Source organism: Lutispora saccharofermentans, from assembly GCF_024363565.1.
Classification (GTDB): Bacteria; Bacillota; Clostridia; order Lutisporales; family Lutisporaceae; genus Lutispora; species Lutispora saccharofermentans.
This window is the reverse complement of record NZ_JAJEKE010000009.1, coordinates 52,204-76,525: the sequence shown is the minus strand read 5'-3', so window position 1 is coordinate 76,525 and position 24,322 is coordinate 52,204. Positions and strand designations below refer to the sequence as shown.

Sequence of the window (24,322 nt, the reverse complement as noted above, 5' to 3'; positions counted from 1 at the left end):
TTGAGCAAAGATTATTTATATTTTGCAAAGTCACTAAACTGAAACTTGAAAGAGCGAGGTAATCATGAAAAAGAAAGAGATAGCAACACAAGACGATTTGTTAAAAGTCTTAGATTTATTAGATAATACGAGAATCCGTTACTGGTTGGACGGTGGTTGGGGCGTTGATGTACTGGCTGGTAAACAAACAAGAGAACACCGTGATATAGATATAGATTTCGATTCTCAATATACAGATGAACTACTACGTGTTTTGAAAGAAAATGGATATGAAGTAGTTTTAGATTGGAGCCCTGTTCGAGTAGAACTGTATCATTCACAGTTAAGTTATGTAGATATCCATCCATTCGTTCTTAATAATGATGGCACAGCAAAACAAGCCGATTTGGAAGGCGGCTGGTATGAGTTTGAAGCTGACATTTTTGGAAGTGCTGTTTTTAACGGAAGGAGTGTACCATGCATATCAGCTAAGGGGCAAAAGTTGTTTCATACTGGTTATGAACTGCGTGAAGTTGATAAACATGATATGGATATCATAGAAAAATTATCCCATTGCAAAGAGTAGAAAAATTATCAAATTCCAGGTTGTTGAAATTATGACATAACTAAAAGCTGCTAAATTCCAATTTATTTTTATTTAATTAAATATAAGATTCCTGAAAATTTGCGGGAGTATTTTCTAACGAAGATACCCCCGCTTTTTTTATGCCCTTTTTTAGGGACTCATACTAAAACGAATGGAGGAAATCAAAATGGCAAACGAAACAATGCGTATCTTTTTCCCTCTGAAGATTTTCAGCTACCCTCAGTATGACTGCTCGGAGGATGAGCGGGAGGATATCTCGTCCAGGGATGCGGTGGCATATGAGGATCAAATCCTCGCTGCCATAGCAAAGGAGAACCGGCACTTTGAAAATGACCGAGGTCTTGCCGAGTACATTCACGACGAAGCTCTTAAAGAAAAGGTGCATAGTCTCTACCCGACAGTGGAGGTTGTTGATGGCGAGCTGTGGGGAGTCATGACTGCAGGACTGAAGGAGACTCTCACCGGAGAAGAAACCGCTGCGCTTATGGACTATGTGTGCGGTCAGAACTCTGATGGTTATGGGGAAGGATTTGAGCAGCGTCCCATCAAAACGCCGGATGGAGAAATCTATGTCAGCTTTTGGGACAGCGAAAATTACTCCATGAAGCAGGAGCAGGAGATGAAAAACAGCTCGCCTGATGCTGGATACGGCGGTCCGGTGATGGGAGGAATGTAAAATGAGCAAGGTGTTCTCCATCATTGGTCTGGAAACCAACACCGGCATCAGTGCAGTCGGCCTCATGAGTGGTATCCCCGAAGCGGAGGACATTCAAAAGTCCCAGTTATATAAAGAGCTAGTCGAGGACTTCGGTGAATCAGAATATATAACGGCGACGGTCAAATCTTACTATTATGGTGAAGGTAAGCCGGAGGACGCCACAGCCGAGGATCTCAATTGGCTTAAGGCCAATCACGAATTTTTATTGAGCGAGGCGGTCACGCATCTGCAGACGAAAAGCTTCGCTATCCTATACCCCGACCAGGGAATGCAGATGAATATGTAGCGCTCTTTAGTTTCTCTTGAAGCTGAAGGGCGCTATTTTTATTTCCAAACTGTGAGCCAAACAACTAAATAAATGAACGAGAGGGCGCCGTCTTTACAAAAAAGGCAGCGCCTTTTTTGTTTTTCCGAGAAAGGAGCTGAACCATGAACAATGATTTAAGCACAGAAGCAAAAGCAAATGCGGGAGAAACCGGTCTGCCTAAAAAGTTTACTGTCCCCCCGCCCAAAGATACCACCCGGTGTGATGGCTGCCCATATCCCGGCGTCGGCTTCATCTGCTGGAGTCCTGACGGCTCCTGTCTGAGAACCGAGGTTGAAAGGATTAGCTCCCGCAGCCGAGGGAGGTGATGCAATGAACAGTCCCATCAGCTGGGTGGGCGGTAAAAAGTCTCTGCGGGATCTGATTTATCAGAGGCTGCCGAAGGAATTCGGCAGGTACATCGAGGTATTTGGCGGAGGCGGTTGGGTGTTATTCGGTCGAAGGACAAGCACCGTTATGGAGGTATATAACGATTTTAACTCCGACCTTGCCAATATGTTCACCTGTATCCGTGACAGACCCCTGGCTTTGCTAAAAGAGCTTGGCTTTCTTCCTCTTAATGGGCGGGACGAATTCAATGTCCTGAGAAAATTCCTGGAGAAGGAGGAATTCACAAACGAGTATCTGCATGAGGAATTGGAGATAGCGCAGAAGCATCTCACTGAGCTTCAGTTTGAAGAAATTAAGCCCATCCTTTTAGAAAAAGCGCAGATGAACGATGTGAAACGCGCCGCAGCCTTTTACAAGCTCATCCGATTAAGCTACGGAAGCGGCTGCACCAGTTATGGATGTCAGCCCTTCGATATCCGTAAAACCTTTGACCTCATTTGGCAGGCAAGCCGGAGGCTCAAGGACACAGTCATTGAGAACAAGGACTTTGAAGCTCTGATAAAGCAGTACGACCGAGAACACGCTTTCATTTACTGCGACCCCCCATATTATCAAACGGAGGGACACTACGAGGTGGTGTTCAGAAAAGAGGATCACTACCGTCTGAGAGATACCTTGGCATCCTGTCTGGGCAAATGGATGGTCAGCTACAACGACTGCGAATTCATTCGGGAGTTGTATAAAGACTTCAATATCGAAGCGGTCAGCCGAATCAACAACCTCGCGCAACGTTATGACAACGGCTGTGAATATGCCGAGGTGCTGATCTCCAACTACGATACCGGCGAGCGCATGCGGGATATGCCTTTGCAAATGGGCTTATTCGACGTCGACGGTTTTTTCGGCATGCCATAACAAAATCAAATCATATTTTTCAGGAGGATTAATATTATGAAGCTATTTAAAATGGTTACGTCCGTGGATAAGCACGGTCGTATCACCCTGCAAACAGGGGCGCTCGACGCCGCAGGGCTGAAGCCGGGCGATGAGGTGAATGTCACTCTCGCTGTAGATGATGAGGCTGCTGAAAATACCTGTCCGCAGCTTGTCCTTACCCCCAATGCGCCTGAAGCAGATGAGCCGTTGTGTGATTGCAAAGAAGATGACGTGGAGATTTCCCTGACCCTTCCCGACTTGCTTCTGGAAGCGGCTGAGATTTCGGAAGCAAGCGCTCTAGAAATTGTCTGTGCGCCGGGAGCCATCGTTATATTGGAAGCGGATATTCTGGATAATCTGCCGGATGAGCTTCACGAGCTGTTCGCTACACTCGGCATCAACCCCGACACGGTTCGGGAGGTTATGAGAAAGGAGGGTTACTTCGTATGAAAGCAAAGCCCATTTACAAAATACTTGACGAAAAAGGCCGCGTCCTGATTCCAAAGGCACTCCGAGCCGCTGCTGAAATGGAGCATGGCGACATTGTGAGGCTTGGCGTCCAGAAGGGCGTCGTCACCGCTAAAAAGGTTGACCTCATTGAAATCGGCGACCAGTCGCCGGAGGCGGTAGAGGCGTTCGTCCGTGCCGCCATCCGTGATATGCCGGAGGATACGCTTATATCCATAGCGGCAAGGCTGCTGGATATCATCGAAAAAAGAAAGGAGCCGATCTGAGTTGACTGAGAAAGAATTATTTACACAGGAGGACTGCATACAAACCGGATACGGTATGCCAATAGGCGGCAAGGTCATTGTCCTTAGTCCCTCAACGCTGTCGGAGGGATTCCGCAGCGCCAAACATCAGATGTACTTCTGCACCGGAGGCTTCGGCAGCAATCCAAATCCCAGTGGCAGATCTGTCTTTGCCGTTTCCCTTGCTGACGGAGAGCAGGTTCGGTGGAACCGGAGCGACATACTTGGCGTCGCTAAGCCGGAAATCCTTACCGACCATGTCCGTCTACAGCTTTCACAAATCCGTCCTACTGAAGCCTTGGATCTGAAAAGTCATGAGCCGCAGTACAGCGGCTATTGTTTTTTGCCGGACGGCAGATATACCTCCGGCGTGTGGCTGTGCAGCATCAAGGAGGTGCAGGACTACATCGAAATGCAGAAGGACTACCAGCACAGGGTTATGATCTGTGATAGGGATGACTTCTGCGTATTTGAAATGCTTGACGGAAAGGTTGTCCACTCATTGCCGGAAGCCTTGCAGAAGGAACAGCCGGAGCAAGGCGGCATGGAGATGAAGCTATGAAACAAATAAGGACTTGAGGCCGGAATCAGAAAAAATGGTTCCGGCTTTTTCATTGTCAAATTTAAAAGAAAGGATTGAGAAAACCCATGAAAAAGAAAGGAAAGCGCATTGTCATTATTGCCCTTGCTCTGCTTCTTCTGATATGCGGCGGCATTTATACGGCATATCGCATGCATCCGGAGAGCTTTATCGGGCAGGATGACATCATCACACGCGGAGAGTACGCAGCCATTATGGCAAAGGACATGCAACTGGATACCACAAATACGGAAAAAGAGCCGCCCAGCTTCTCAGACATCGACGGCCATTGGTCGGAAAAGTACATTGAGGCGCTGATTGACGCAGGAATCATTGATCCAGCCGATTACCATGACGGCTTCCATCCTGACGATCCCATCACCCGCGCGGAAATTGTCAAGATGCTTGTGAGAGCGGAGGATAAGGATGAGGAAGCTAAAAATACACAGGGGCACAGCGGTTATGATGACCAGTCGGACATCAAGGATGATGACAAGGGATATGTCATCACCGGCCGTGAGGACGGAATCATCGGGGATACGGATGGCAACAAAATCCGTCCAAATGATCCTGTTACCAAGGGCGACGCCGAGGATATGATTGACAAGGTCACTCCGAAGCCGACAGAGCCGGACACAACTACTCCGAGTCCAACGCCGGGTACCACCGAGCAGCCCACACCCACTCCGACAAATCCGGATGAAAATCAGCCGACTCCGACTCCCACACCAACACCGGGAAATACGAGCGGCGGTTCAGGAGGTTCGGGAGGCGGCGGATATTATTATCCGGACGCGCAGGTACGCTTTGAGCTTCCCGAAACGGCTCATACTGACAGCGAGATAAAGGTCATGCCCGTGTGGAAATACATGAAAAGCTATACCTGGTCGCTGACCAAAACCGCCGTGGACGGCTTCCAACAGCCTGTGGAGCTGGAGTATGCTGTTAACGGTTCCCTTGGCTTGGAGGGCGGCGCCATTCAGTTCAAGGAGGACGGACAGTATACCCTGACCGCCACAGCTAAAAACGCCAGAGGAAAAGAAACGGTGCTGTCCAAACAGATTACAGTATATCCAGTCATCGACCTGAGCTTTGACCTGCCGGATACCACCCATACCGACAAATCGGTAACGCTTGCCTTCCCCTTGGAAAAGCTCTACGGTCACGATATCGTGTGGTCGGCGACAAAGGACGGCGAATCAGTCCAGCCGACTGACATTCTGGACGGCGAGCTTGGAAACGAAGGCGGTACCTTTGTGTTCAGGAACAAGGGTGAATATACGCTCACAGCGTCCATCACCGATGAAACAGGGAGGGCGTTCACTCACAGTGAAAACTCAAAGGTCTATTCTGTAGCGGAAATCGCTTTTTCGTTTCCAGCTGCATCCCACACTGATACAACTCTTAATGTGGTAACGACTCTGAAGGAGGCTGACGGTCTGAATGTCGACTGGAGCCTTACCAAAAATGGTGAGGCCATCGCCCTTGCGGATGCGGTTGAAGGTACGCTGGTCAACGAGGGAGGTACGCTCCGCTTTAAGGATAAGGGCGTGTATATGCTCACCGGAACGCTCACTGATGAAATCGGCAGAGCCTTTGAAGCCTCCCAGACCATCACCATCTATCCGGTAGGCTCCATCGGATTTTATGCGCCGGAGATTACCCATACCGACGAAGCAATCCATGTGGAAGCCCGCTTTGAAAACCTCGGCGCCGCCGCAATCCAGTGGTCGCTGACCAGGGACGGAGAAGCTGTTGACCTTGCCGATGCGGTTCAGGGCGAGCTGACAAATGCGGGCGGCTCCATCCGCTTTATAAATAAAGGCGAATATGTCCTGAAAGCCTCTTTCACCGACCCGGCTGGCAGAAGCTACAGCTACACAGCGCCGGTCAAGGTGTACCCCGTTCCCAGCATTTCATATACTCTGCCGGAAACTGCCCATACCGACACCGTCGTCAACGTGGTTCCGGAAAGCTCTGAGCTTGGCAGCCTGAAGGTCGAGTGGCTGTTGGAGAACGGCTTCGGATTCCAGGATTTTGGGACTTATGTCAGCGGAACGCTGGATAACACCGGCGGCGCTATCCGCTTCAAGCATGCCGGAACCTATGAGCTGATTGCCCGCATCACCGATGAAACGGGGCGGGTGTTCCTGTTTGAGAACGGCGGCAAAATTGAAGTCCTGCCTGTGCTTAATATTTCCTTCGAGCTTCCTGAAGCGACTCACACCGACCGCACCATCGACTTGAGAACACGCGGCAACAACAATGTGCTGCCAGTTGAGTGGACACTTACCAAGGACGGCGAGCAGGTTGAGCCTTCCGGCATAATGGAGGGAAGCCTGAACCCTTACGGCGGCAAAATATGCTTTACGCAGGTCGGGGATTACACTCTCACCGCATCCATGACGGACGCGCTGAGCAGAGTGTTCTCCTACAGTGCCTCTACCTCGGTTTATCCGATCCCGACCATTTCACTCAGCGCGCCGCAGATTTGGTACGCCGGGGAAGCCGGAACGGTCAGCGTCATTGGCACGGATCTGGAAAACCTCACTGAAGACTGGACTGTTATAAAGGATGACGGCGGCGCTGAGCCGTATTCGAATTATGCATCCGGCACGCTCACAAAAGCGGGCGGTACAATTACATTCCCTACAAAGGGGCAGTATAAGCTGACCCTAACCATGACAGACCCAACCGGCCGCACCTTCGTCAGAAGTCAGAGCTTTACAGTCTATCCGATTCCTTCGATGACACTGAGCATCCCGCAGACCTGGCACGCCGGAGAAGCCGGAACAGTCGGAGTCAGCGGTACGGATTTGGAGAACCTTACTGCAAGCTGGACAGTCAGGCAGGGAGCTGGCGAAGCGAAGCCATATTATGCTTACGCTTCCGGCGACTTGGCCAAGTCTGGCGGCACAATTACCTTCCCGTCAAAAGGACAGTATCAGCTGATCCTTACAATGACAGATGTTAACGGCCGTCCCTTCACCGAAAGCCGCAGCTTTACTGTCTATCCCATTCCGTCTGTTTCTTTAAGCAGCACACAGCCCTGGTACGTTTGGGAAGCAGGAACGGTCAGTGTCAGCGGCACTGATTTGGAGAACCTCACCGCAAGCTGGACGATTAGTAAGGACAGCGGCGACGTAAAGCCATATTCAACCTATGTCAACGGAACCCTGTCTAAAGTGGGCGGTACAATCACCTTCCCGGCAAAAGGTCAGTATGAGCTGACGCTCACTCTGACAGACGTCACCGGTCGCACCTTCACCAAGAGCCAAAGCTTCACTGTATATCCTATCCCGTCGATCACCCTCGGACTCACGGCACTCAGCTACAGCGGCGACCCTATTGCTGTCACCGCCTCCGGCTCAGAGCTTAACGGAACAGGCATCGATTGGCTTATTTCTGTGGATGGCGGTCAGGCCAAGCCCTATACCCAATATGCCACAGGCTCTGTCGGCACAGGAGGGGGCAGTCTTACCATCAGCACGGATAAAACCATTGCTGTGAAGTTGATTGCGGAAGCAACGGACGTAAACGGCAGAAAATTCACATTTACGACCAATACCGCAACGGTCAAGCCGATTGCCAGCTTCCCGTTCACCATCCCGTCCTCCGTGCATATCGGCGGGAATTTCAATGTATCCTTGCCATCCACATCCGGACTGGAGGGCAGAACCCTCACATGGTCACTGACAAAGGACGGCACTCCTGCAAGCTATTCAGGATCTTTGTCAAACAGCGGCGGCACCATTGCCATTAATGCACCTGGCAGTTATGTTCTGGCCGCAAGCACTACCGACAGCACAGGCAGAGTATTCACCTATTCGCAGAGCATCACCATTACCAATACTGCACCGAACAAACCTACTGGCAGTGCAACGGTTACCAGAACGGCGCAAAACGGCAAGCTGTTGGTGAACATCTCAGCTTCGGCTACCGATCCTGATGGCGACGCTGTAACGCTTGAGTATTCAGGAAATACAGCGGACAGCTACTATCCTGTTGGCACAAGCACCGTTTATGTCAGAGCAAGAGACGTCTGGGGGCTGTACTCCGATTGGACGGCCATCACCTTCACAGTAACAAACTCTGCTCCCACAACTCCGGTGATTACCCGCACTCCTGACGGTAACAGCATCGCTCCCGGCGTACCGATTACCATCACAGCCTCAAGCTCTGATGCTGACGGTGACGCCATCACCTATGTATGGGAAGGCCGCCCGGCACAGACCAGCACCAATTATCCGCTTGGCAAAAATGTGGTGCGTGTGAAGGCTGTGGACTCCACCGGCGCTGAATCGCCTTGGGCTGCAATCGTGTTCTTTATTGCCGACCCCAACAGAGGCGGCGGCATGACGCTGAGCGGACCGGAATCCGTCATTCTGGAGCAGGGCATCGCGGGCGCAACCATTACAAATTACACCTTCACTGTTCCTCCTGTTTCAGGTCACAGCGGCAACGACTTTGGACGTGTTCGCGGCTATAACGTACTGACCGGACAGTGGGATCAGCTTGACTACGCAACAACTACCAACGGCATCACCTTCAGCCGCAGCTTGTCGCCAGGCATCTACAGTCAGCTGGAGTTTTACTATTACACCAACCACGATTGCATGTACAACAAGAGCAATATCACTTACTCCGTTAACTTCTATTTTGAGTAACACGGCAATCTCAATGCCGGGAAAGGAGTTTTCATGAGCGGTATTCAAATTAAAAACAACCGAATCCTCTACTACGGCAACACAGCAGGCTATATCGAAAAGGGCAAGGCCGTGGTAGACCCTATGTTTGAGAATGACGAGCTAAAGTCCTATCTCTCAAACACCAGAGGCTTCGATATCGAGTGGACGTCCGGCACCTATGAAAGGCTGGCGGAGGGGAAGCTCGATCCGGAGGACAATACACAGCTTCTGAAGAAGTGCCGTGTCTGGCAACTCAGACCCGACGTTGACCCCATGATGAAATTCATCGGATATGACGAGCTTCTGGAACGTTTCGGTGAGCCGGACCCGGACAATTATAGGACAGTCTATGACGGCGAGGTGAATACCAATAATCTGGACGAGCTATTCGCCAAATTTAACCTCGCCCACCCATCTGGCTATGAGGGGCATAGCCTCTCCATGTCGGATGTTATCGAATTATATGACGATACAGGCAGCACCTTTCACTATGTAGACCGCTTCGGCTTTAAGGAGGTATCGTTCCAGCCGCCGGAGCAGGAGCTGTACCAAGGCCCGACAATTAGTATGTAACCTCATCACCCGCAGCCGGAAGGCTGTTTTTTTATACGACAAAAATAATTAAGAAGGAGGAAACACAAATGCCTAAAACACAGAAAGCGGCCGACCTCCCGCAGGAAGCCGCACAGACCTCCACTGAGCAGCCTATCCCTATGAAGGTGGATGTCAAAATCGGCTCCATCCGTCCGGAGGGCAGCGTCCGCGCCTATGCGTCAGTCAACCTCAATGACTGCTTCGCAATCAGGAACGTGAAGGTCATGGACAGTACCAAGGGACTGTTCGTCGCTATGCCCAGCTACAAGGCGGGAAACGGCGAGTACAAGGACATCTGCTTCCCTGTTACCAAGGAATTCAGGGAGCAGTTGAACAACGCGGTTATCGATGCGTACAAGCAGGCGCTCACCCAGAGCCAGCAGCAAAGGGCGACGGATTCGCCCCTTTTTGAGCAGCCGGAGCAGGGCTCCGGTATTCAGATGGCGGGACTTTAAGCCCCGCTGTTTCTTTTTGATACCACAGTCAATCACAAACTATAAAATTTTTGGAGGTAAATCATAATGAAAAAACTCATAAAAAGGATTGTCAGCAAAATCGTCAACAAGGCAAACGCAATCTTCATCAACATGGTCGCAAAAGCCACGGAAATGTTCATCAGGTCTCGTGTGCTTCTCTGCTCTCAGCGCGGGGAGGGGTTCGTGGACACCGCTATTAAAATCCTGATGGCTGTTGTTATCGGCGCCCTTGTCCTCGGCGGTCTCTATGCCCTGTTCGGCGAAACGGTTCTGCCTACCTTGAAGCAGCGTATTGTCGATATGTTCAACTATGGGAACTGATCTGGACGCATTGTCCCAGATTACGCCGCTTGTGCAGGGCGGCCTTTTTGCTGCCCTGCTCCTTGCGGCCTCGGTCTTCGACATTCAAAAGCGAATAATCCCCGACAAAATCAGCCTCGGAATTGCCCTGACCGGCCTGCTCACATTTGAACCGATGAAGCTATCTGGTATCCTCGCCGCTGTACTCTTCCTTATTATCGCCCTGTTTTTCGGCGGTATTGACGGCGGGGATATCAAGCTCATGGCGGCGGCAGGGCTGGTGCTGGGCTTCACTAAAATCATGACCGCCACGGTCATAGGCTTAACCGCTCTGCTGGTATTCCATGCAGGCAAGATCATAATCCAAAGGCTACGCGGGAGGACTGTTCAAAAAGCATATCCTCTCGCGCCTTTTCTTTCCCTCGGCTGCCTCGCAGCCTATTTCATATTTTAAGGAGGAACACCCTATGAGTTTTCTCAAAAACCGCACGGTGCTGGGAGTAATCTGCATCGTGCTGGCATTAATTATTTGCTTTGGACTGACACCGCTCTTTAATCAGAGCGTATCTCAGAAAACGACTGTCATCCGTGTGGTTAAGGACATAAAAGCCGGTGCCGAAATCACAAAGGATATGCTCCAGAGCGTGGAGGTCGGCGGCTACAACCTGCCGGAGGATGTAATAAAGCAGCAGGACGCTGTACTCGGCAAATATGCTGTGGCAGATCTCGCACCCGGCGACTATATCCTCCCCGCCAAGCTGTCGGATACTCCGGCGTCGGAGAACGCTTACCTGTATAACCTCAATGGCGATAAGCAGGCCATATCCGTCAGCATAAAAAACTTTGCCGGAGGTTTGTCCGGCAAGCTGATTTCCGGCGACATTGTATCGGTTATCGCGCCGGATTATAAAAAGCAGGGCTTGACCGTAATCCCTCCGGAACTGACCTATGTGGAGGTCATCGGCGTGACCGCCAGCTCCGGCTATGACACGGATCAGCAGGACGCCAACACAGATTCGTCCGCAAAGGATAATAGTGAGAAGCAGCTCCCCGCCACCGTCACCCTGCTGGTCTCGCCGGAGCAGGCCAAAATCCTCGCGGAGCTGGAGGCGGACGCCAAACTCCATCTGTCCCTCGTTTACAGAGGCTCCAAAGAAGCTGCCGCAAAATTTACAGAGCTTCAGGACAAGGTAATAAAAATCCTTTATCCGAAGCCTGCGGCGCAGACGTCCTCACAGACCGGACAACCGCCAATTCAGGAAGCGCCTGCTGTGCCTGAAAATCCCGTACAGGAAGCCGGAGGTGAGTAAGATGCTCAATTTCATGAAAGGGAGCGTCTTCTCCCGCAAGCAGGCTGAGCTCGTGCCGGAGGAACCGGCGCAGGACGTGCAGGTGCTTGCGGTATGGGGCAGTCCCGGCAGCGGAAAGACCACGGTGAGTGTTCGCCTCGCAAAGTATCTGGCGGATCAGAAAAAGAACGTGGCCCTGCTACTATGTGACATGACCACGCCCATGCTGCCCTGCATCTGTCCGCCTAGCAACCTGGAATGCGAGCGTTCCCTCGGCAGCATCCTCGCCGCCACCCATGTGACGGACCTGCTCATCAAGCAGAACTGCGTCACCCATAAGAAGCTGGACTACCTGACCATTATCGGCATGCTCAAGGGCGAGAATGTGTTTACCTACCCGCCGTATTCCCAGGAGCTTGCTGCCGAGCTGATCGACCATCTGCGGGACGTTGCGCCGTACATCATCATCGACTGTGGAAGTGCCATCGCCCACGATATCCTGTCGGCGGTTTCCCTGCTGGAGGCTGATTCGGTTCTTCGGCTGGTAAACTGCGACCTGAAATCCGTCAGCTACCTGTCCAGCCAGCTCCCGCTCCTGAAGGATCAGAAATGGGACGCCGATAAGCAGTACAAGGTAGCCTCCAACATCAAATCCAATCAGGCGGGAGAGCATATAGAGTCGGTCTTGGGCAATGTCGCCTTCAAGCTTCCACATTCGGACGAGCTGGATAATCTGGCTCTTGCGGGGAACATGCTGGGAGAGCTGACGCTCAAGGACAGCAGGGGCTTCCGCAAGGGAATCGCCCGGCTCGCAAAGGAGGTGTTCGGCGTATGAGCAGAAAGAATCGCAGGAAGGCTGTGATTATCCCGCCGCTGACAGACGACAGGCCGCACAGCGTCACCATGACAGGCAATCAGGGCCTGTTTTTTTCATCCAATGAAGCTGCCAGGGATTTCAACTCTGTGTTACATGAGGTGCAGGAGTACATTTCCAGCAAATATGCCGCGCTGATCACTGATGGCGGCACAGAGGAAGTCAAGGCGCAGATCAAGCGGTACATCACCAAATATGTTCAGGATTACCGAATTACTGTTGCGGGCATGACACAGGAGCAGCTGGTGGACGCCCTGTACACAGAGATGGCTGAGTTTTCATTTCTGACAAAATACATCTTCGGCGCAGGCATCGAGGAAATCGACGTCAACGCCTGGAACGACATCGAGGTGCAGTACAGCAGCGGAGTCACCAGAAAGCTGGATGAGCGCTTTGACAGCCCCGAACACGCCATCAACGTAGTGCGCCGTATGCTTCATGTGTCCGGCATGGTGCTGGACAACGCCAGCCCCGCCATTTTGGGGCATCTCTCCAAAAACATCCGTATCGCCGTGCTGAAAACCCCGCTGGTGGACGAGGACGTGGGGGTATCCGCTTCCATCCGTATCGTGAACCCTCAATCCATGCAAAGAGAGGATTTCATCCGAGGCGGCACGGCTACCGGACCGATGCTGGACTTTCTGGCTGAGTGCCTCAGATACGGCATTTCGGTCTGTGTAGCAGGAGCCACCAGCTCCGGCAAAACCACGCTGGCAGGATGGCTTCTGACCACCATACCGAATAGCAAAAGAATATTCACCATCGAAAACGGCTCACGCGAACTAGCATTGGTACGCCAAAAGGACGGAAAGGTGTGCAACAGCGTCATCCATACCCTGACCCGCATGAGCGAAAACGACAAACAGAACATTGATCAGGACATTTTACTGGACATGGCCCTGCGCTTTAACCCTGAAATCATCTGCGTGGGCGAGATGCGCGGACCGGAAGCCTATGCCGCCCAGGAGTCGGCCAGAACCGGACACACGGTACTGACCACCATCCACTCCAACAGCTGCGAAGCCACTTGGCGCCGCATGGTCACTCTGTGCAAAAGGAAATATGACATGGCGGACAACACGCTCATGGATCTGGTGACGGAAGCTTTCCCCATCGTGGTCTTCTCCAAACAGCTGGAGAACAAGCAGAGAAAGCTGATGGAGATTATGGAGTGCGAAATCCTGCCGGACGGCACACGCAACTTCCGCAGCCTGTTCCAGTTCCAAATCACAGAGAACCGCGTGGAGGACGGCAAATTCATCATAAACGGCTGCCACAGCGTGCTGCAGGGAATCTCCCCAAGCCTTCAGAAGCGTTTTCTGGAAAACGGGATGCCTCAGGATACCCTGAAACAAATCCTTGCGGCGGGAGGTGTTGCCTGATGATGACAATCCTTTTAATTGGCTGTGCCGGTTTTATCACCGGCGCTTTTCTTTTGCTCAGACTCTCCCCGCTGGAGTTTACCAACGGGCTGTTCGGGTTTCTAACACGCAAAAACAAGAGCATTAAGGCGGAGATCAACGAAACCGCCCGGCGTAGAAAGCCGTCCTTCCTTCGCAGGGAAATCACCGAGGTGCAGGAGATACTCGCCATAACCGGGCGAAGCTCCCGCTTCTCCATGATCTGTGCGGCGTCGCTGGTGTTCCTCGCGGTAGGCGCCAGCCTTGCCATCCTTATAGGCAACGTATTCCTCGTGCCGGTGACGGCAATCGGTATGATGTTCATCCCTTTTTGGTACATCAGGCTGACAGCCACGCATTACAAAAAGAACATCGCTGCGGAGTTGGAAACGGCGCTGTCCATCATCACCACGGCATACTTGCGAAGCGAGGATATCCTTACTGCGGTGGAGGAAAGCATCCAGTATTTCAATCCTCCCGTGCGGAGCGTGTTCGCGGGATTTCAAACGCAGGTGAAGCTCATCGACCCCGATCTGGACAAGGCGCTCCATGATATGAAGCCCAAAATCGACAACGAGGTGTTCCATGAGTGGTGCGATGCCATCGCCGCCTGCCAGCACGACCGCGGCCTCAAGACTACGCTGACCCCGATTGTTTCAAAGCTCTCAGACATGCGCATTGTGAACGCCGAGCTGGAATATCTGGTGTTTGAACCTCGCAAGGAATTCATCATCATGGCCCTGCTGGTAGCAGGCAATGTGCCCATCATGTATTTTCTCAACAAGGACTGGTATCACACCCTGATGCATACGGCGGTGGGGCAAATCATCCTCGCGGTCTGCGCCGCGGCGATATTTATCTCTACGGCTTTTGTCATCAGACTGACCAAGCCCATCGAGTACAGGAGGTGACGGAAAGAATGACACAACTGTTTTTTACCGGAATACTCCTTGCCGCGGGCCTGTATTTCATTTTGGCAAGTCTTCTGAAGCTGCCCTCCATGGGTGCGGCCAAAGCTATGCTGAACGCGGGAAGGAAGAATAAAAAGGCGGCCAAAACGCTGGAGGCATGGCTCATGACGGGAGCGGTCAAGCTCTCAAGATACATCAGGATGGATGAGTACAAGCGCAGCCGCATGGCAAACGTCCTGAAAGCGGCCGGCATCAGCATGACGCCGGAGGTTTATTCGGCTTACGCCATCACGAAAGCCGGAGCCATCCTGCTGGGAGTGATACCCTGCCTGTTCGTCCTCCCGCTGCTCTCGCCGGTGCTGATTATCCTTGCGGTCCTGACATATTTCAAGGAAACCCGTAAGGCTGACGAGCAGCTCAAGGAAAAGCGGGAGCAGATTGAGGGCGAGCTGCCGAGGTTTGTTTCCACCATTGAACAGACCCTGAAGTCCAGCCGTGATGTGCTGGCGATGATGGAAAACTACAAAAAGAACGCCGGTCCCGCATTTGCCAGCGAGCTGGACGTGCTGACAGCGGATATGCGCTCGTCCTCCTACGAGGCGGCGCTGACAAGGTTTGAGGCAAGGCTCAATTCACCCATGCTCTCCGATGTGGTCAGAGGACTCATCGGCGTCCTGCGCGGCGATGACAGCGCCGTGTATTTTCAGATGCTGGCTCACGACTTCAAGGCACTGGAGCTTCAACGGCTCAAAGGCCAGGCGCAGAAGATTCCGCCGAAGATCAGGATTTTCTCATTTGTCATGCTGATGTGCTTCCTACTCACCTACATGGCAATCATCGTCATGGAGATTTTAAGCTCGCTCGACACAATGTTTTAGAGGGAGGTGTGAATGCGAAATGGAGAAAAAAGATATTGAAAAGGAGCTTTCGGAAAAGCTCGAAGCTAACTATATCTCCTTCATGAAGGAGTGGGTGAAGTTGGAGCCACTCCAGCTTATTGAAAAAGCGGAGGAAATCGCCGCCACCAAGCTGGTGTATGAGGAACTGAAAAACGGCGGGTATGATCAGGAGCATCTGGCATACCTGCTGCGCTTCAAAAATCCGCTGGAGGTGGTTCGAGACAAGTGGAGTGAGGAAAACGGCTCGGAAATGGTCTATGACGAGGATATGATACATGCGCTCTGGTCGATTGCCGATACGCAGGATGCCGAGCAGGACTATGAGCTGGATGAGGCCTATCTCTCACCTGAACAGGGGGTGCGGATGTGCTGAAGCTGCTCAAAAGTAAACGCGGCGAGGGGTATATCGATGTGGCGGTGCTGGTGCTGTGCGTGATGCTGGTCATCGCCCTGGCGGTGAGTGTCCTGCCGGTGTTCGTAACAAAAAACAAGCTGGATACCTACGCCACGGAACTCTGCCGTGAGGCGGAGATTGCCGGGCGCGTCGGCAGCGAAACTACCCTTCGTGCGCAGGTTCTCACCGAGAAAACAGGACTTGCCCCGAATGTATCGTGGTCGAAAACCGGAAGGCTTCAGCTCAATGAGGAATTCACCGTGACCGTCATCGTTCAGACCGACATCGGCATATTCGGCGGCTTCGGGAGCTTTCCCGTCACCCTGAAGGCTGAGGCCAGCGGAAAGAGCGAGGTGTACTGGAAATGAAAATTGGCAGAATTTATGATATACTTAGAAGCAAAGGAGGCTCGTCCTTTCCGCTTGTCGTTGCCGTTACCCTCTCGCTTGTGATTGTATTTTGCGGAATTTCCGAATCCATACGGCTGATGATTGTAGCCCAGGGTGTTCGGGATGCCGTACAGTCCGCTGTTATTTCGACAATCAACGACAACTACGACAATGTGTACCACGGTGTTCGGGAAGGTTACAGCGGAGCATATCAGCCGAGCGCCTCCGACTTTCAAGAAAATCTGGATTATGGCGATATATATGGTAGGTTGGATCAGCTGCTGGGACTTCGGCAGGAAAACGGCTACCATATGAAATATGCCGGTGATGAGATGGAGTTCAGGCTGTCCGGACTTTCTGTCGACCTTGATAACATGCCGCTGGCTCCCGCAAGTCCCGATAATTCAAAAGGTCTGCTGGCTGATGTGGTCATACGACTGGAGGTTCCGGTGTCCTTTGGCGGGAATAGCCTGCCGCCTATGACGATAAATCTCAGGGCCCAGGCCAAATATATGCCAATATTTTGATCTGTTTTCGGATTGGCAATAGACTTCTGGAAACTTTTGTAGTATGGTGTGTCATTGAAAAGATACATCGACTTTTACACAAGGAGGTATCATAAATGAAACTGACAGACAAAACAAAAAAACGCCTGACCATCGCCGGACTCGGCGTGGTGTGCGTCGTACTTGTGATAGCAATAGCCTCGCAGTTTGAGCCGGTAGCTCCCAAAGGAGTATCCGTCCAGCCCTCAAGTACAGTATCTGACGAGGTAAACCCCGCTGATGTCATTCCTTCACCGTCAACGGAGGTAACCGTGCCGTCCATCAATCCGACTGAGTCTTCGGCTCTGCCTGCGGATACCGGAGATTCTACCGGAACCGAACAGAGCATACAGGCGGAGGTCACCAAGCCCACCGAACCACCGCAGGAGGTAAAGACCGACCCGTCCAAAACGCCGGACGGCCAGGAAGTAGATAAGGTTACCCCTGTGGAGCATGACAAGGTGACGAAGCCGGAGAATCCCCCATCTGGTACACCCGAGTCCGGAGATAAAAAGGACGGTAAAATATATGTCCCCGGCTTCGGCTGGATAGACGATAACGGCGGCGGAGTACAGCAAAACGATGTTGGCTCCGATGGTGATATTAATAAGCAAGTCGGAAACATGGACTAAGAACAACTCATATAAGGTAAAAAGCACCGAGTAATCGGTGCTTTTTGCTGTTAATGGAGGTATTGTATGAAACGACGTCTCAGCTTTTTTCTTGTGCTGGTTCTGCTGCTTTCTATGCTTTTGCCTGTTACGGCCTACGCCGATGGTGAAGGCAACATAGATAACGGCGGCGGTGGAATGGGCAGCGGAACCAATGAAAATTACTGGAATGGCGGTGATGAAGGCGTAAGGGTTACGGTGGTTCGAGCCAGCGACAGATCACCTGTTACCACACCTGTTGATTTCTCAAATAGGACACCATCAATAGCCGTACATTTTGGAAAGGTATCAAAAATATCATATACAGCTGGCAGAACCTTGTCTCCTGTTACGACAACGTATGTTTGTGAAAAGCCGGATATTGTTATGCCGAGAATAATAAGCACCAGCAGCGGGCAGGCAAGCATCGAGCAGATAAAACAATACTTCTGCTCCGAGTATATGGTCATGACCGTCGCTCAGGTCACAGGTATGAACTACGAGATTTTAACCAATGGAGAATACAAGCTCCTGCTGGAACCCATCGCCTACATGACCTTTGGCGGAATCAAGTACGCCATGACCGCAACGGAAGCCGCGCTTTTTGATCAGCAATTGAACAGCGGCTTACGGAGCAAAATGGTATCCCTCAGTCATAAGAACCTGCCGTTGGCGATGTTCCTTGAAACGTCGGATCTCGGCTACCCGGCATGGGATGGCTCCACGACCACAGCCGCTTCAAATACGGATATAATTTCATCCCTCGGTCTTGGCATCGTGCGCTTCAATGAGGCGGAGCCCGAGCCTCCAGAGGTAACGGCTACCGATTATGAGTACAGGGTTAACACCGACGTCATCACATCGGTGACTGTTCGGGGAGGTCAATCAGATCCCGACCATCCTGTCACCGTGTATTTCACCATCGGTGGTCAGACCTATTCTGTCGGTACCATATACTATCCGGCAGGCGACAGTCAGTTTGCGTGGGTGCGCTGGAGGACGCCGTCCAGCCCGCAGACCATGACTATTCATGTGTTGGTATCGGGCGGAGGCTCGGCAAGTCAGGGGACAATTACGGCAAGAATAGTGGATCTGTCAAAGAACGATCCGCCCAATCCGGTCGCTGACGACCGGAACGACTCATATTCTGCAGTTGCTGTACCCGGCAAGGCACAGAAAACCTCTGCCTCTTGGGGCGTATGGCGTCCATGGTGGCATGCCTATTGGGTATGGCATGGAACGGATGAGGACGGTTATTGGTGCGATCACGGATGGTGGGAGTTCGACTGGCTCTCATACTCCGCCAGTCTTTCAGCCTCCATGAATGTCATGCCGGACGCTAAAGCCCCGACCGCATCCGGAAAAACCATGAAAAGCGGATACGGCATCAACCAGACCGTTACTACCAATGTCAGCACCAACCAATCCTCGGCGGTGACCAACGCACAGAACGCCGTCACATATTTCCCCGAATTTAAATACGAAACCTACTGGCGGCTGCTGGATCGTACACAGGCCGGATACAGCTCCAAATTCGAGTTTAAGACCAACAAATACTCGACCTACAAGCGCCGGACACACTTCACTCCCATATGGTTCTACGATGGGAGCTACACGCCGTATACATGGCTCATCGACTGCTGGACTCCGGCCGGTATGCTCTCCATGAACCTCACCGACTCGGTGACTATCAGAGGCAGCCTTTGGGATGACTGGCACATCGCTCCGGTAAAACCGTAACCAGCAGAAAAGAAACACGACCGCAGGGCAAGAACTTTGCGGTCTTTTTTTATACCCAAAATTATTACAAGAAAGGTGGTTATCCTCATGAAACTGAAACGAATCCTGCCTGTTCTCCTCTTGGTGCTGCTGCTGGGCTTTGCGCTCTGCACAACTGCCTATGCCGCACCTCCAGGAGATGTGGCCGGAGCAATCGAAAACACCTGGAACGACGCATCCGGCCAGATCAAAACCGTGGTCAACAAGGTGGTATTTCCGGCAATCGACCTGATTCTGGCGGTGTTTTTCTTCGCCAAGCTCGGAACGGCCTACTTCGACTACCGTAAGCACGGACAGTTTGAATGGGCGGCGCCGGCGATCCTATTCGCCTGCCTCGTGTTCACCCTGACCGCGCCGCTATACATCTGGCAGATACTCGGGATGTAGGAGGTGCGAAAAGATGAACTACTTTGAACAGGAGCTGCGCAATCTGTTCGGAAATGACGCTGCTATCTCTGATAAAAGGTTTGTCGGCAGGGCTTTCTTCGGAAAGCTCACCGACAGCCTCCGTGTGAGAGTCGAATTTGTCACAATGGGTGTGGCGGACCATTACGATGCTATCAAGGCAACCATAATCAACCGCAACGACGGACCAGTGGACTCTGTAACGCTGCGATTCTCCGACCTGCTCGGCAAAAAAGCAGTCACCAATCCGAACTTCAAAAATGGCGTTACCCCGTACATATGGAAGTATGGGGAGGAAATCGACTGGTATGTTTACAAGCCGAATAAGGCGGACTATGATCGGATATCCGAGGCTATCAACGATTACCTTGACGTATACCGTGAACCGAAGCTGGAGATGGAGCAGTCCGGCCAGAGCGAAAACGGCCTGACAATGCGGGGCATGTAAATAGCTTTTTTCGGGAGATTGTGTAAACAGGCTCCTATATTTTTTTATCTGGAAAGGAGGTGACAACCCATGTTTATATGGGATTTTGTCGCCGACACCGTGCTGGGACAGATTGTCGATTGGTTCTACGGTCAGATAATCGGCTTCCTCGGTAATTTCTTTACCGAGATGAACAACATGGGCGCTGACCTGTTCGATATGACCTGGGTGAAGTCCATCGTCCTGTTTTTTGTTTATCTGGCTTGGGCGCTCTATGGGACCGGTCTGGTGGTATCGGCCTTTGAGTGCGGCATCGAGTACCAGAACGGCAGGGGCAGCATCAAGGACGCCGCCATGAATGCCATTAAAGGCTTTATGGCTGTCAGTTTGTTCTCCATCGTGCCGGTGGAGCTATATAAGCTGTCCATCTCCCTGCAGAGCAGTCTCACGGCTGGAATCACAGGGTTCGGCACTGGAATAGACACCATCGCAAGCAACATCATCAGTGAACTGAGTGCGGCCGGAAGCCTTGAAAACGCGGGAAGCGTTTTCGGCTTCGGCTCCGTCACCAGCCCGATCATGATGCTTTTTATCGTCATCCTTATGGGCTATGCCGTGATCAAGGTGTTTTTCGCCAACTTGAAAAGGGGCGGCATCCTGCTCATTCAGATCGCAGTCGGCAGCCTGTATATGTTCTCTGTTCCACGCGGGTATCTTGACGGCTTCGTCAGCTGGAGCAAGCAGATTATCGGTCTTTGCCTGACAGCCTTCCTGCAGTCCACAATCCTCATCGCAGGGCTTATGGTGGTCAAAGATCACGCCCTGCTTGGGCTTGGGCTGATGCTGGCAGCCGGAGAGGTGCCGAGAATCGCCGGAGCCTTCGGTCTGGATACCAGCACCAAAGGCAATCTGATGAGCGCGGTTTATACGGCGCAGACCGCCGTCAACATGACGAGAACCGTGGTGAAGGCGGTGGCTGCGAAATGAAGCTGGTATATATCTGCTCCCCTTACGCGGGGGACATTGAAACCAACATCAGGTTTGCCAAGGATGCCTGCCTTCATGCTGCGGAGCGTGGCTGTGCGCCTGTCGCCGTCCACTTGATATATCCGCAAATACTGGATGACAGCATACCCGCCCAGCGGGTGATTGGTATTCAAATGGGGCTGCGGGTGTTGGCTTCATGCGACGAGCTATGGATATGCGGTTCGCGTATCAGCCATGGCATGAGCTGTGAAATCGCGGAAGCAGAGCGGCTAGACGTTCTCATCAGAAGGATATCCGCAGAACAGATACAAGGAAGATGTTACATGAAATACAACGATCCTAAAGAAAGAACAGTCATGCCGGAGGAAACGCCTTCCCCTGACATGAAGCTGCTATTGTGACCATATCGCTGTCCCTCGGAAGCCTGTTTGACGGGATCGGCGGATTTCCGCTGGCAGGCGTCCGGCAGGGTCTCACCCCTGTATGGGCCAGCGAGATCGAGCCGTTTCCCATTGAAGTTACGAAAATACGGTTTCCGGAGATGCTCCATGTCGGCGACATCACACAACTAAAAGGCTCTGAGCTCGCCCCCGTGGACATTGTCTGCGGGGGTTCGCCATGTCAAGATTTATCGGTCGCGGGGAAACGTGCCGGACTTCAGGGCGAGCGCTCCGGCCTGTTCATGGAGCAGATTCGTGTCATAAAGGAGTTGAGAGAGCATGACGCAAGAAGAAAGCGGACAGTTGACCCTGTTCGACTTAGACCCAGATATATGGTCTGGGAAAATGTCCCCGGAGCTTTCTCCTCCGCGGGCGGAGAGGACTTCCGCGCGGTACTTGAGGAAACCTGCCGAATTGTTGACAGTTCCGTTTCTGTACCTCGACCTCCGGGAGGGGTATGGAAGTCTGCTGGGGCCATATTGGGAAATCAATTCTCACTTGCTTGGAGGGTATACGACGCTCAATACTGGTCCGTCCCACAAAGGCGCAAAAGAATCTATCTTGTCACAGATTTTGGAGGCCACACCGCACCACAAATATTATTTAAGCAAGACAGCCTGCTTGGGGATTCTGCGCCGGGCGAAGAAGCGCGGCAAAGAACTGCCGCCTGTTCTGAAGCAGGCACTGGAGATACAGGCGGGAATCCGATCGACAGAATGACGGATAGCGGTCCCGTTGCCTTCGCCTGCAACCAGCGGGACGAGGTGCGGAATCTACACGATGTGTCCGGAGCAATCCAGGCGCAGCCGGGCATGAAGCAGCAAACCTTCATCGCCCAACTGCCCAATGAAACTGAAGCGTCCGAGAGCTGCTCCAACATGGTGCCAAGTATTCTGTGCCTGAACGATCAAGGCGGCAACCGCATGGACGTGACGGAAAATATAACGGCAACATTGCGCGCTCAGATGGATGGACACCCTCCGCTCGTGCTGGGCAGCCAGCAGGGCGGCGCGGAAATCTGTGAAAACCTGTGTCCGACCATCACGTCGGCGGCGGGAACCAGCGGAAACAACCAGCCGGTTCTGTTTGAAAACCACGGCATCGATTCCAGATATACCGGCCCCCATGCAGTGGCTCCGACCATGTCCGCACGGTACGGAACAGGCGGAAACAACGTGCCGCTTGTCTCACAAGATGCTGTTCATTCCGAGGATGAATGTGGCGATATGCCACATTCAGAAACCTATTGCATCGCCGGAAACATCATCGACCGCCAGGATCACAACGGCGGCAACGGCATAGGCTTCCAGCCGGACATCAGCTATACGCTCAATACCGCAGACCGGCATTGCGTCTTCTCCCAGCAGCGGAGTGACGAATATGTCTCCAACGATGTGGTCAGCACGCAGAGCGCAAGGCAATATAAGGACTCAACCGACCTCGTGTGTGAGATGGACGTCGCCGGACTTGACTGCCGGAACGGTGCGGAAAACGGCGATTTAAGCGGAACGCTCCAGTCCAAAACGGATGGCGGATATTCGCTGAACAACGTGCATCCCGTCCGCATCGGAAAGCTCATTAGGCGGCTCACGCCTCTGGAATGCGAAAGGCTCCAGGGCTTCCCCGATTACTGGACAGGCATCCCCGGCGCCTCGGACAGCTCACGGTATAAAGCCCTTGGTAACAGTGTGGCGATTCCCTGTGTGGAGAATGTTCTCCGGGGAATCGCTTTTTTTATACGAAAATTCAACAAAGAACAGGAGGAATCTGAATGTACATCTACCCCGATAACCTGAAATCCAAGGCGGTGCTGTGGCTGTGGCAGCTCAGAGATATCGGCGTCATCGGCGTCGGTCTTTTGCTTTCTGTGTTTGCACTCGCGCAGCTTAAATTCCTGCCGTCCATCGTCATCACAGCCCTCTATGCCTTTCTGACAATCCGGTTTGAGGATACCAGCATCCTCGACTTTATAAAATACGCCTGCGCTTTCTTCATAACGAAGCAGCAGACCTACGAATGGGGGTACGGAAAACAATGAGCAGAAAAGAAAAAAAGACGGCAAAGCAAAGGCAATACACCCGGCAGCTCATCAACACCAAGGGCATTACCGATTACAGCCTTTTGACCGCCCGCGGCGATGAGCTGGTGTACTTTATCGTCAAACCCACCAACATCTCCGTCCTGTCAGAGGAAAGCGTATCGGCGCGAATCTATGCCTTGATGACTGTCCTCAAGGGGATGGCGGAGCTGGAATTCCTGTGCCTGAACAGCCGTGAAAACTTCGAGGACAACAAGCAGTTCCTGAAAAAGCGAATGGAGCAGGAGAACAATCCCGCCGTCCGCAGGCTATTGGAGCATGACCTCCACCACCTTGACCGGATACAGGTGCAGATGGCGACGGCCAGAGAATTCCTCGTAGTCATCCGGCTGAAGGGCGAAAAGGAATCCGAGGTGTTTCCCTATCTGAACCGTATCGAAAAAACCCTGCGGGAGCAGGGCTTCTCCTCCAAGCGTGCGGAACGGGAGGACGTCAAACGCATGCTGGCGATTTACTTTGAGCAAAACGTCACGACGGAGCGCTTTGAGGACTTCGACGGAGAGCGCTGGATTGTTCTGAATGAATGAAATATATGAAAAGGAGAGAACCC

General features: G+C 52.3%; 30 protein-coding genes. All 30 read left to right on the top strand.

Features of this window, described 5'->3' with window-relative positions:
• Positions 1-64: 64 nt before the first annotated feature.
• The 30 genes from LJD61_RS11355 to LJD61_RS11210 all read left to right on the top strand — a co-directional run bounded on the left by LJD61_RS11355 (position 65) and on the right by LJD61_RS11210 (position 24,299).
• A complete protein-coding gene (locus tag LJD61_RS11355; RefSeq protein WP_255227658.1) occupies positions 65-565 on the top strand; it encodes a nucleotidyltransferase domain-containing protein in 501 nt (166 codons plus the stop codon).
• 187 nt (positions 566-752) lie between these two features.
• A complete protein-coding gene (locus LJD61_RS11350; RefSeq protein ID WP_255227657.1) occupies positions 753-1,262 on the top strand; it encodes a hypothetical protein in 510 nt (169 codons plus the stop codon).
• 1 nt (position 1,263) lies between these two features.
• Positions 1,264-1,590 carry a hypothetical protein gene (locus tag LJD61_RS11345; RefSeq protein ID WP_255227656.1) on the top strand — a complete coding sequence of 109 codons (327 nt, stop codon included), beginning with the start codon at positions 1,264-1,266 and terminating at the stop codon, positions 1,588-1,590.
• A 143-nt stretch (positions 1,591-1,733) separates the two neighbouring features.
• Positions 1,734-1,937, top strand: a complete 204-nt coding sequence (locus LJD61_RS11340) for a hypothetical protein (protein WP_255227655.1) — start codon at positions 1,734-1,736, stop codon at positions 1,935-1,937.
• 4 nt (positions 1,938-1,941) lie between these two features.
• Positions 1,942-2,874: a DNA adenine methylase gene (locus tag LJD61_RS11335; protein ID WP_255227654.1), complete on the top strand. Its 933-nt coding sequence runs from the start codon at positions 1,942-1,944 to the stop codon at positions 2,872-2,874.
• A gap of 36 nt (positions 2,875-2,910) precedes the next feature.
• Positions 2,911-3,345 carry an AbrB/MazE/SpoVT family DNA-binding domain-containing protein gene (locus LJD61_RS11330; RefSeq protein ID WP_255227653.1) on the top strand — a complete coding sequence of 145 codons (435 nt, stop codon included), beginning with the start codon at positions 2,911-2,913 and terminating at the stop codon, positions 3,343-3,345.
• On the top strand, positions 3,342-3,629 hold the full coding sequence (locus LJD61_RS11325; RefSeq protein WP_227020430.1) for a division/cell wall cluster transcriptional repressor MraZ: 288 nt from the start codon (positions 3,342-3,344) through the stop codon (positions 3,627-3,629). Before LJD61_RS11330 ends, LJD61_RS11325 begins: the two co-directional genes overlap by 4 nt.
• A gap of 1 nt (position 3,630) precedes the next feature.
• A complete protein-coding gene (locus tag LJD61_RS11320) occupies positions 3,631-4,209 on the top strand; it encodes a hypothetical protein (protein WP_255227652.1) in 579 nt (192 codons plus the stop codon).
• An 86-nt stretch (positions 4,210-4,295) separates the two neighbouring features.
• Entirely contained in the window at positions 4,296-8,894 is a 4,599-nt protein-coding gene (locus LJD61_RS11315) for an S-layer homology domain-containing protein (RefSeq protein WP_255227651.1), read from the top strand.
• A 33-nt stretch (positions 8,895-8,927) separates the two neighbouring features.
• A complete protein-coding gene (locus LJD61_RS11310) occupies positions 8,928-9,488 on the top strand; it encodes a YodL domain-containing protein (protein ID WP_255227650.1) in 561 nt (186 codons plus the stop codon).
• 68 nt (positions 9,489-9,556) lie between these two features.
• Positions 9,557-9,964 (top strand): SpoVG family protein, encoded by a 408-nt coding sequence (locus LJD61_RS11305; RefSeq protein ID WP_255227649.1) that lies wholly within the window; start codon positions 9,557-9,559, stop codon positions 9,962-9,964.
• Positions 9,965-10,096: 132 nt separating this feature from the next.
• The gene (locus LJD61_RS11300; RefSeq protein WP_255227731.1) at positions 10,097-10,306 is read left to right on the top strand and encodes a DUF6133 family protein; all 210 of its coding nucleotides are present in this window, start codon (positions 10,097-10,099) and stop codon (positions 10,304-10,306) included.
• A complete protein-coding gene (locus LJD61_RS11295) occupies positions 10,296-10,739 on the top strand; it encodes a prepilin peptidase (protein ID WP_255227648.1) in 444 nt (147 codons plus the stop codon). Before LJD61_RS11300 ends, LJD61_RS11295 begins: the two co-directional genes overlap by 11 nt.
• Positions 10,740-10,752: 13 nt before the next feature.
• Positions 10,753-11,595: a Flp pilus assembly protein CpaB gene (cpaB, locus tag LJD61_RS11290; protein ID WP_255227647.1), complete on the top strand. Its 843-nt coding sequence runs from the start codon at positions 10,753-10,755 to the stop codon at positions 11,593-11,595.
• A gap of 1 nt (position 11,596) precedes the next feature.
• Positions 11,597-12,409, top strand: coding sequence for an AAA family ATPase (locus LJD61_RS11285; protein ID WP_255227646.1), 813 nt, complete (start codon positions 11,597-11,599; stop codon positions 12,407-12,409).
• Entirely contained in the window at positions 12,406-13,830 is a 1,425-nt protein-coding gene (locus tag LJD61_RS11280) for a type II/IV secretion system ATPase subunit (RefSeq protein WP_255227645.1), read from the top strand. The genes LJD61_RS11285 and LJD61_RS11280 overlap by 4 nt, the downstream gene beginning before the upstream one ends.
• On the top strand, positions 13,830-14,759 hold the full coding sequence (locus LJD61_RS11275; RefSeq protein ID WP_255227644.1) for a type II secretion system F family protein: 930 nt from the start codon (positions 13,830-13,832) through the stop codon (positions 14,757-14,759). Before LJD61_RS11280 ends, LJD61_RS11275 begins: the two co-directional genes overlap by 1 nt.
• A gap of 8 nt (positions 14,760-14,767) precedes the next feature.
• Positions 14,768-15,637: a secretion protein F gene (locus LJD61_RS11270; protein ID WP_255227643.1), complete on the top strand. Its 870-nt coding sequence runs from the start codon at positions 14,768-14,770 to the stop codon at positions 15,635-15,637.
• A 19-nt stretch (positions 15,638-15,656) separates the two neighbouring features.
• Entirely contained in the window at positions 15,657-16,031 is a 375-nt protein-coding gene (locus tag LJD61_RS11265; protein ID WP_255227642.1) for a DUF3848 domain-containing protein, read from the top strand.
• Positions 16,025-16,420: a DUF4320 family protein gene (locus LJD61_RS11260; RefSeq protein WP_227020628.1), complete on the top strand. Its 396-nt coding sequence runs from the start codon at positions 16,025-16,027 to the stop codon at positions 16,418-16,420. The genes LJD61_RS11265 and LJD61_RS11260 overlap by 7 nt, the downstream gene beginning before the upstream one ends.
• On the top strand, positions 16,417-16,968 hold the full coding sequence (locus tag LJD61_RS11255) for a hypothetical protein (protein ID WP_255227641.1): 552 nt from the start codon (positions 16,417-16,419) through the stop codon (positions 16,966-16,968). The genes LJD61_RS11260 and LJD61_RS11255 overlap by 4 nt, the downstream gene beginning before the upstream one ends.
• A 95-nt stretch (positions 16,969-17,063) precedes the next feature.
• Positions 17,064-17,618, top strand: a complete 555-nt coding sequence (locus tag LJD61_RS11250) for a DUF6550 family protein (protein WP_255227640.1) — start codon at positions 17,064-17,066, stop codon at positions 17,616-17,618.
• A gap of 66 nt (positions 17,619-17,684) precedes the next feature.
• Positions 17,685-19,376: a hypothetical protein gene (locus tag LJD61_RS11245; RefSeq protein ID WP_255227639.1), complete on the top strand. Its 1,692-nt coding sequence runs from the start codon at positions 17,685-17,687 to the stop codon at positions 19,374-19,376.
• Between the two features lie 87 nt (positions 19,377-19,463).
• Positions 19,464-19,802 (top strand): DUF3852 domain-containing protein, encoded by a 339-nt coding sequence (locus LJD61_RS11240; protein WP_255227638.1) that lies wholly within the window; start codon positions 19,464-19,466, stop codon positions 19,800-19,802.
• Between the two features lie 13 nt (positions 19,803-19,815).
• Entirely contained in the window at positions 19,816-20,268 is a 453-nt protein-coding gene (locus LJD61_RS11235) for a hypothetical protein (RefSeq protein WP_255227637.1), read from the top strand.
• A 69-nt stretch (positions 20,269-20,337) separates the two neighbouring features.
• Positions 20,338-21,234, top strand: coding sequence for a conjugal transfer protein TrbL family protein (locus tag LJD61_RS11230; RefSeq protein ID WP_255227636.1), 897 nt, complete (start codon positions 20,338-20,340; stop codon positions 21,232-21,234).
• Positions 21,231-21,635 (top strand): DUF7768 domain-containing protein, encoded by a 405-nt coding sequence (locus tag LJD61_RS11225; protein ID WP_255227635.1) that lies wholly within the window; start codon positions 21,231-21,233, stop codon positions 21,633-21,635. The genes LJD61_RS11230 and LJD61_RS11225 overlap by 4 nt, the downstream gene beginning before the upstream one ends.
• Positions 21,632-23,470 (top strand): DNA cytosine methyltransferase, encoded by a 1,839-nt coding sequence (locus LJD61_RS11220; RefSeq protein ID WP_255227634.1) that lies wholly within the window; start codon positions 21,632-21,634, stop codon positions 23,468-23,470. Before LJD61_RS11225 ends, LJD61_RS11220 begins: the two co-directional genes overlap by 4 nt.
• The gene (locus LJD61_RS11215) at positions 23,446-23,712 is read left to right on the top strand and encodes a hypothetical protein (protein WP_255227633.1); all 267 of its coding nucleotides are present in this window, start codon (positions 23,446-23,448) and stop codon (positions 23,710-23,712) included. Before LJD61_RS11220 ends, LJD61_RS11215 begins: the two co-directional genes overlap by 25 nt.
• The gene (locus tag LJD61_RS11210) at positions 23,709-24,299 is read left to right on the top strand and encodes a hypothetical protein (protein WP_255227632.1); all 591 of its coding nucleotides are present in this window, start codon (positions 23,709-23,711) and stop codon (positions 24,297-24,299) included. Before LJD61_RS11215 ends, LJD61_RS11210 begins: the two co-directional genes overlap by 4 nt.
• The last annotated feature ends 23 nt before the right edge of the window (positions 24,300-24,322 follow it).

Coding starts and splice junctions, on each gene's coding strand:
- LJD61_RS11355 (WP_255227658.1), top strand. CDS start 65: ATGAAAAAGAAAGAGATAGCAACACAAGACGATTTGTTAAAAGTCTTA.
- LJD61_RS11350 (WP_255227657.1), top strand. CDS start 753: ATGGCAAACGAAACAATGCGTATCTTTTTCCCTCTGAAGATTTTCAGC.
- LJD61_RS11345 (WP_255227656.1), top strand. CDS start 1,264: ATGAGCAAGGTGTTCTCCATCATTGGTCTGGAAACCAACACCGGCATC.
- LJD61_RS11340 (WP_255227655.1), top strand. CDS start 1,734: ATGAACAATGATTTAAGCACAGAAGCAAAAGCAAATGCGGGAGAAACC.
- LJD61_RS11335 (WP_255227654.1), top strand. CDS start 1,942: ATGAACAGTCCCATCAGCTGGGTGGGCGGTAAAAAGTCTCTGCGGGAT.
- LJD61_RS11330 (WP_255227653.1), top strand. CDS start 2,911: ATGAAGCTATTTAAAATGGTTACGTCCGTGGATAAGCACGGTCGTATC.
- LJD61_RS11325 (WP_227020430.1), top strand. CDS start 3,342: ATGAAAGCAAAGCCCATTTACAAAATACTTGACGAAAAAGGCCGCGTC.
- LJD61_RS11315 (WP_255227651.1), top strand. CDS start 4,296: ATGAAAAAGAAAGGAAAGCGCATTGTCATTATTGCCCTTGCTCTGCTT.
- LJD61_RS11310 (WP_255227650.1), top strand. CDS start 8,928: ATGAGCGGTATTCAAATTAAAAACAACCGAATCCTCTACTACGGCAAC.
- LJD61_RS11305 (WP_255227649.1), top strand. CDS start 9,557: ATGCCTAAAACACAGAAAGCGGCCGACCTCCCGCAGGAAGCCGCACAG.
- LJD61_RS11300 (WP_255227731.1), top strand. CDS start 10,097: ATGGTCGCAAAAGCCACGGAAATGTTCATCAGGTCTCGTGTGCTTCTC.
- LJD61_RS11295 (WP_255227648.1), top strand. CDS start 10,296: ATGGGAACTGATCTGGACGCATTGTCCCAGATTACGCCGCTTGTGCAG.
- cpaB (WP_255227647.1), top strand. CDS start 10,753: ATGAGTTTTCTCAAAAACCGCACGGTGCTGGGAGTAATCTGCATCGTG.
- LJD61_RS11285 (WP_255227646.1), top strand. CDS start 11,597: ATGCTCAATTTCATGAAAGGGAGCGTCTTCTCCCGCAAGCAGGCTGAG.
- LJD61_RS11280 (WP_255227645.1), top strand. CDS start 12,406: ATGAGCAGAAAGAATCGCAGGAAGGCTGTGATTATCCCGCCGCTGACA.
- LJD61_RS11275 (WP_255227644.1), top strand. CDS start 13,830: ATGATGACAATCCTTTTAATTGGCTGTGCCGGTTTTATCACCGGCGCT.
- LJD61_RS11270 (WP_255227643.1), top strand. CDS start 14,768: ATGACACAACTGTTTTTTACCGGAATACTCCTTGCCGCGGGCCTGTAT.
- LJD61_RS11265 (WP_255227642.1), top strand. CDS start 15,657: ATGGAGAAAAAAGATATTGAAAAGGAGCTTTCGGAAAAGCTCGAAGCT.
- LJD61_RS11255 (WP_255227641.1), top strand. CDS start 16,417: ATGAAAATTGGCAGAATTTATGATATACTTAGAAGCAAAGGAGGCTCG.
- LJD61_RS11250 (WP_255227640.1), top strand. CDS start 17,064: ATGAAACTGACAGACAAAACAAAAAAACGCCTGACCATCGCCGGACTC.
- LJD61_RS11245 (WP_255227639.1), top strand. CDS start 17,685: ATGAAACGACGTCTCAGCTTTTTTCTTGTGCTGGTTCTGCTGCTTTCT.
- LJD61_RS11240 (WP_255227638.1), top strand. CDS start 19,464: ATGAAACTGAAACGAATCCTGCCTGTTCTCCTCTTGGTGCTGCTGCTG.
- LJD61_RS11235 (WP_255227637.1), top strand. CDS start 19,816: ATGAACTACTTTGAACAGGAGCTGCGCAATCTGTTCGGAAATGACGCT.
- LJD61_RS11230 (WP_255227636.1), top strand. CDS start 20,338: ATGTTTATATGGGATTTTGTCGCCGACACCGTGCTGGGACAGATTGTC.
- LJD61_RS11225 (WP_255227635.1), top strand. CDS start 21,231: ATGAAGCTGGTATATATCTGCTCCCCTTACGCGGGGGACATTGAAACC.
- LJD61_RS11215 (WP_255227633.1), top strand. CDS start 23,446: ATGTACATCTACCCCGATAACCTGAAATCCAAGGCGGTGCTGTGGCTG.
- LJD61_RS11210 (WP_255227632.1), top strand. CDS start 23,709: ATGAGCAGAAAAGAAAAAAAGACGGCAAAGCAAAGGCAATACACCCGG.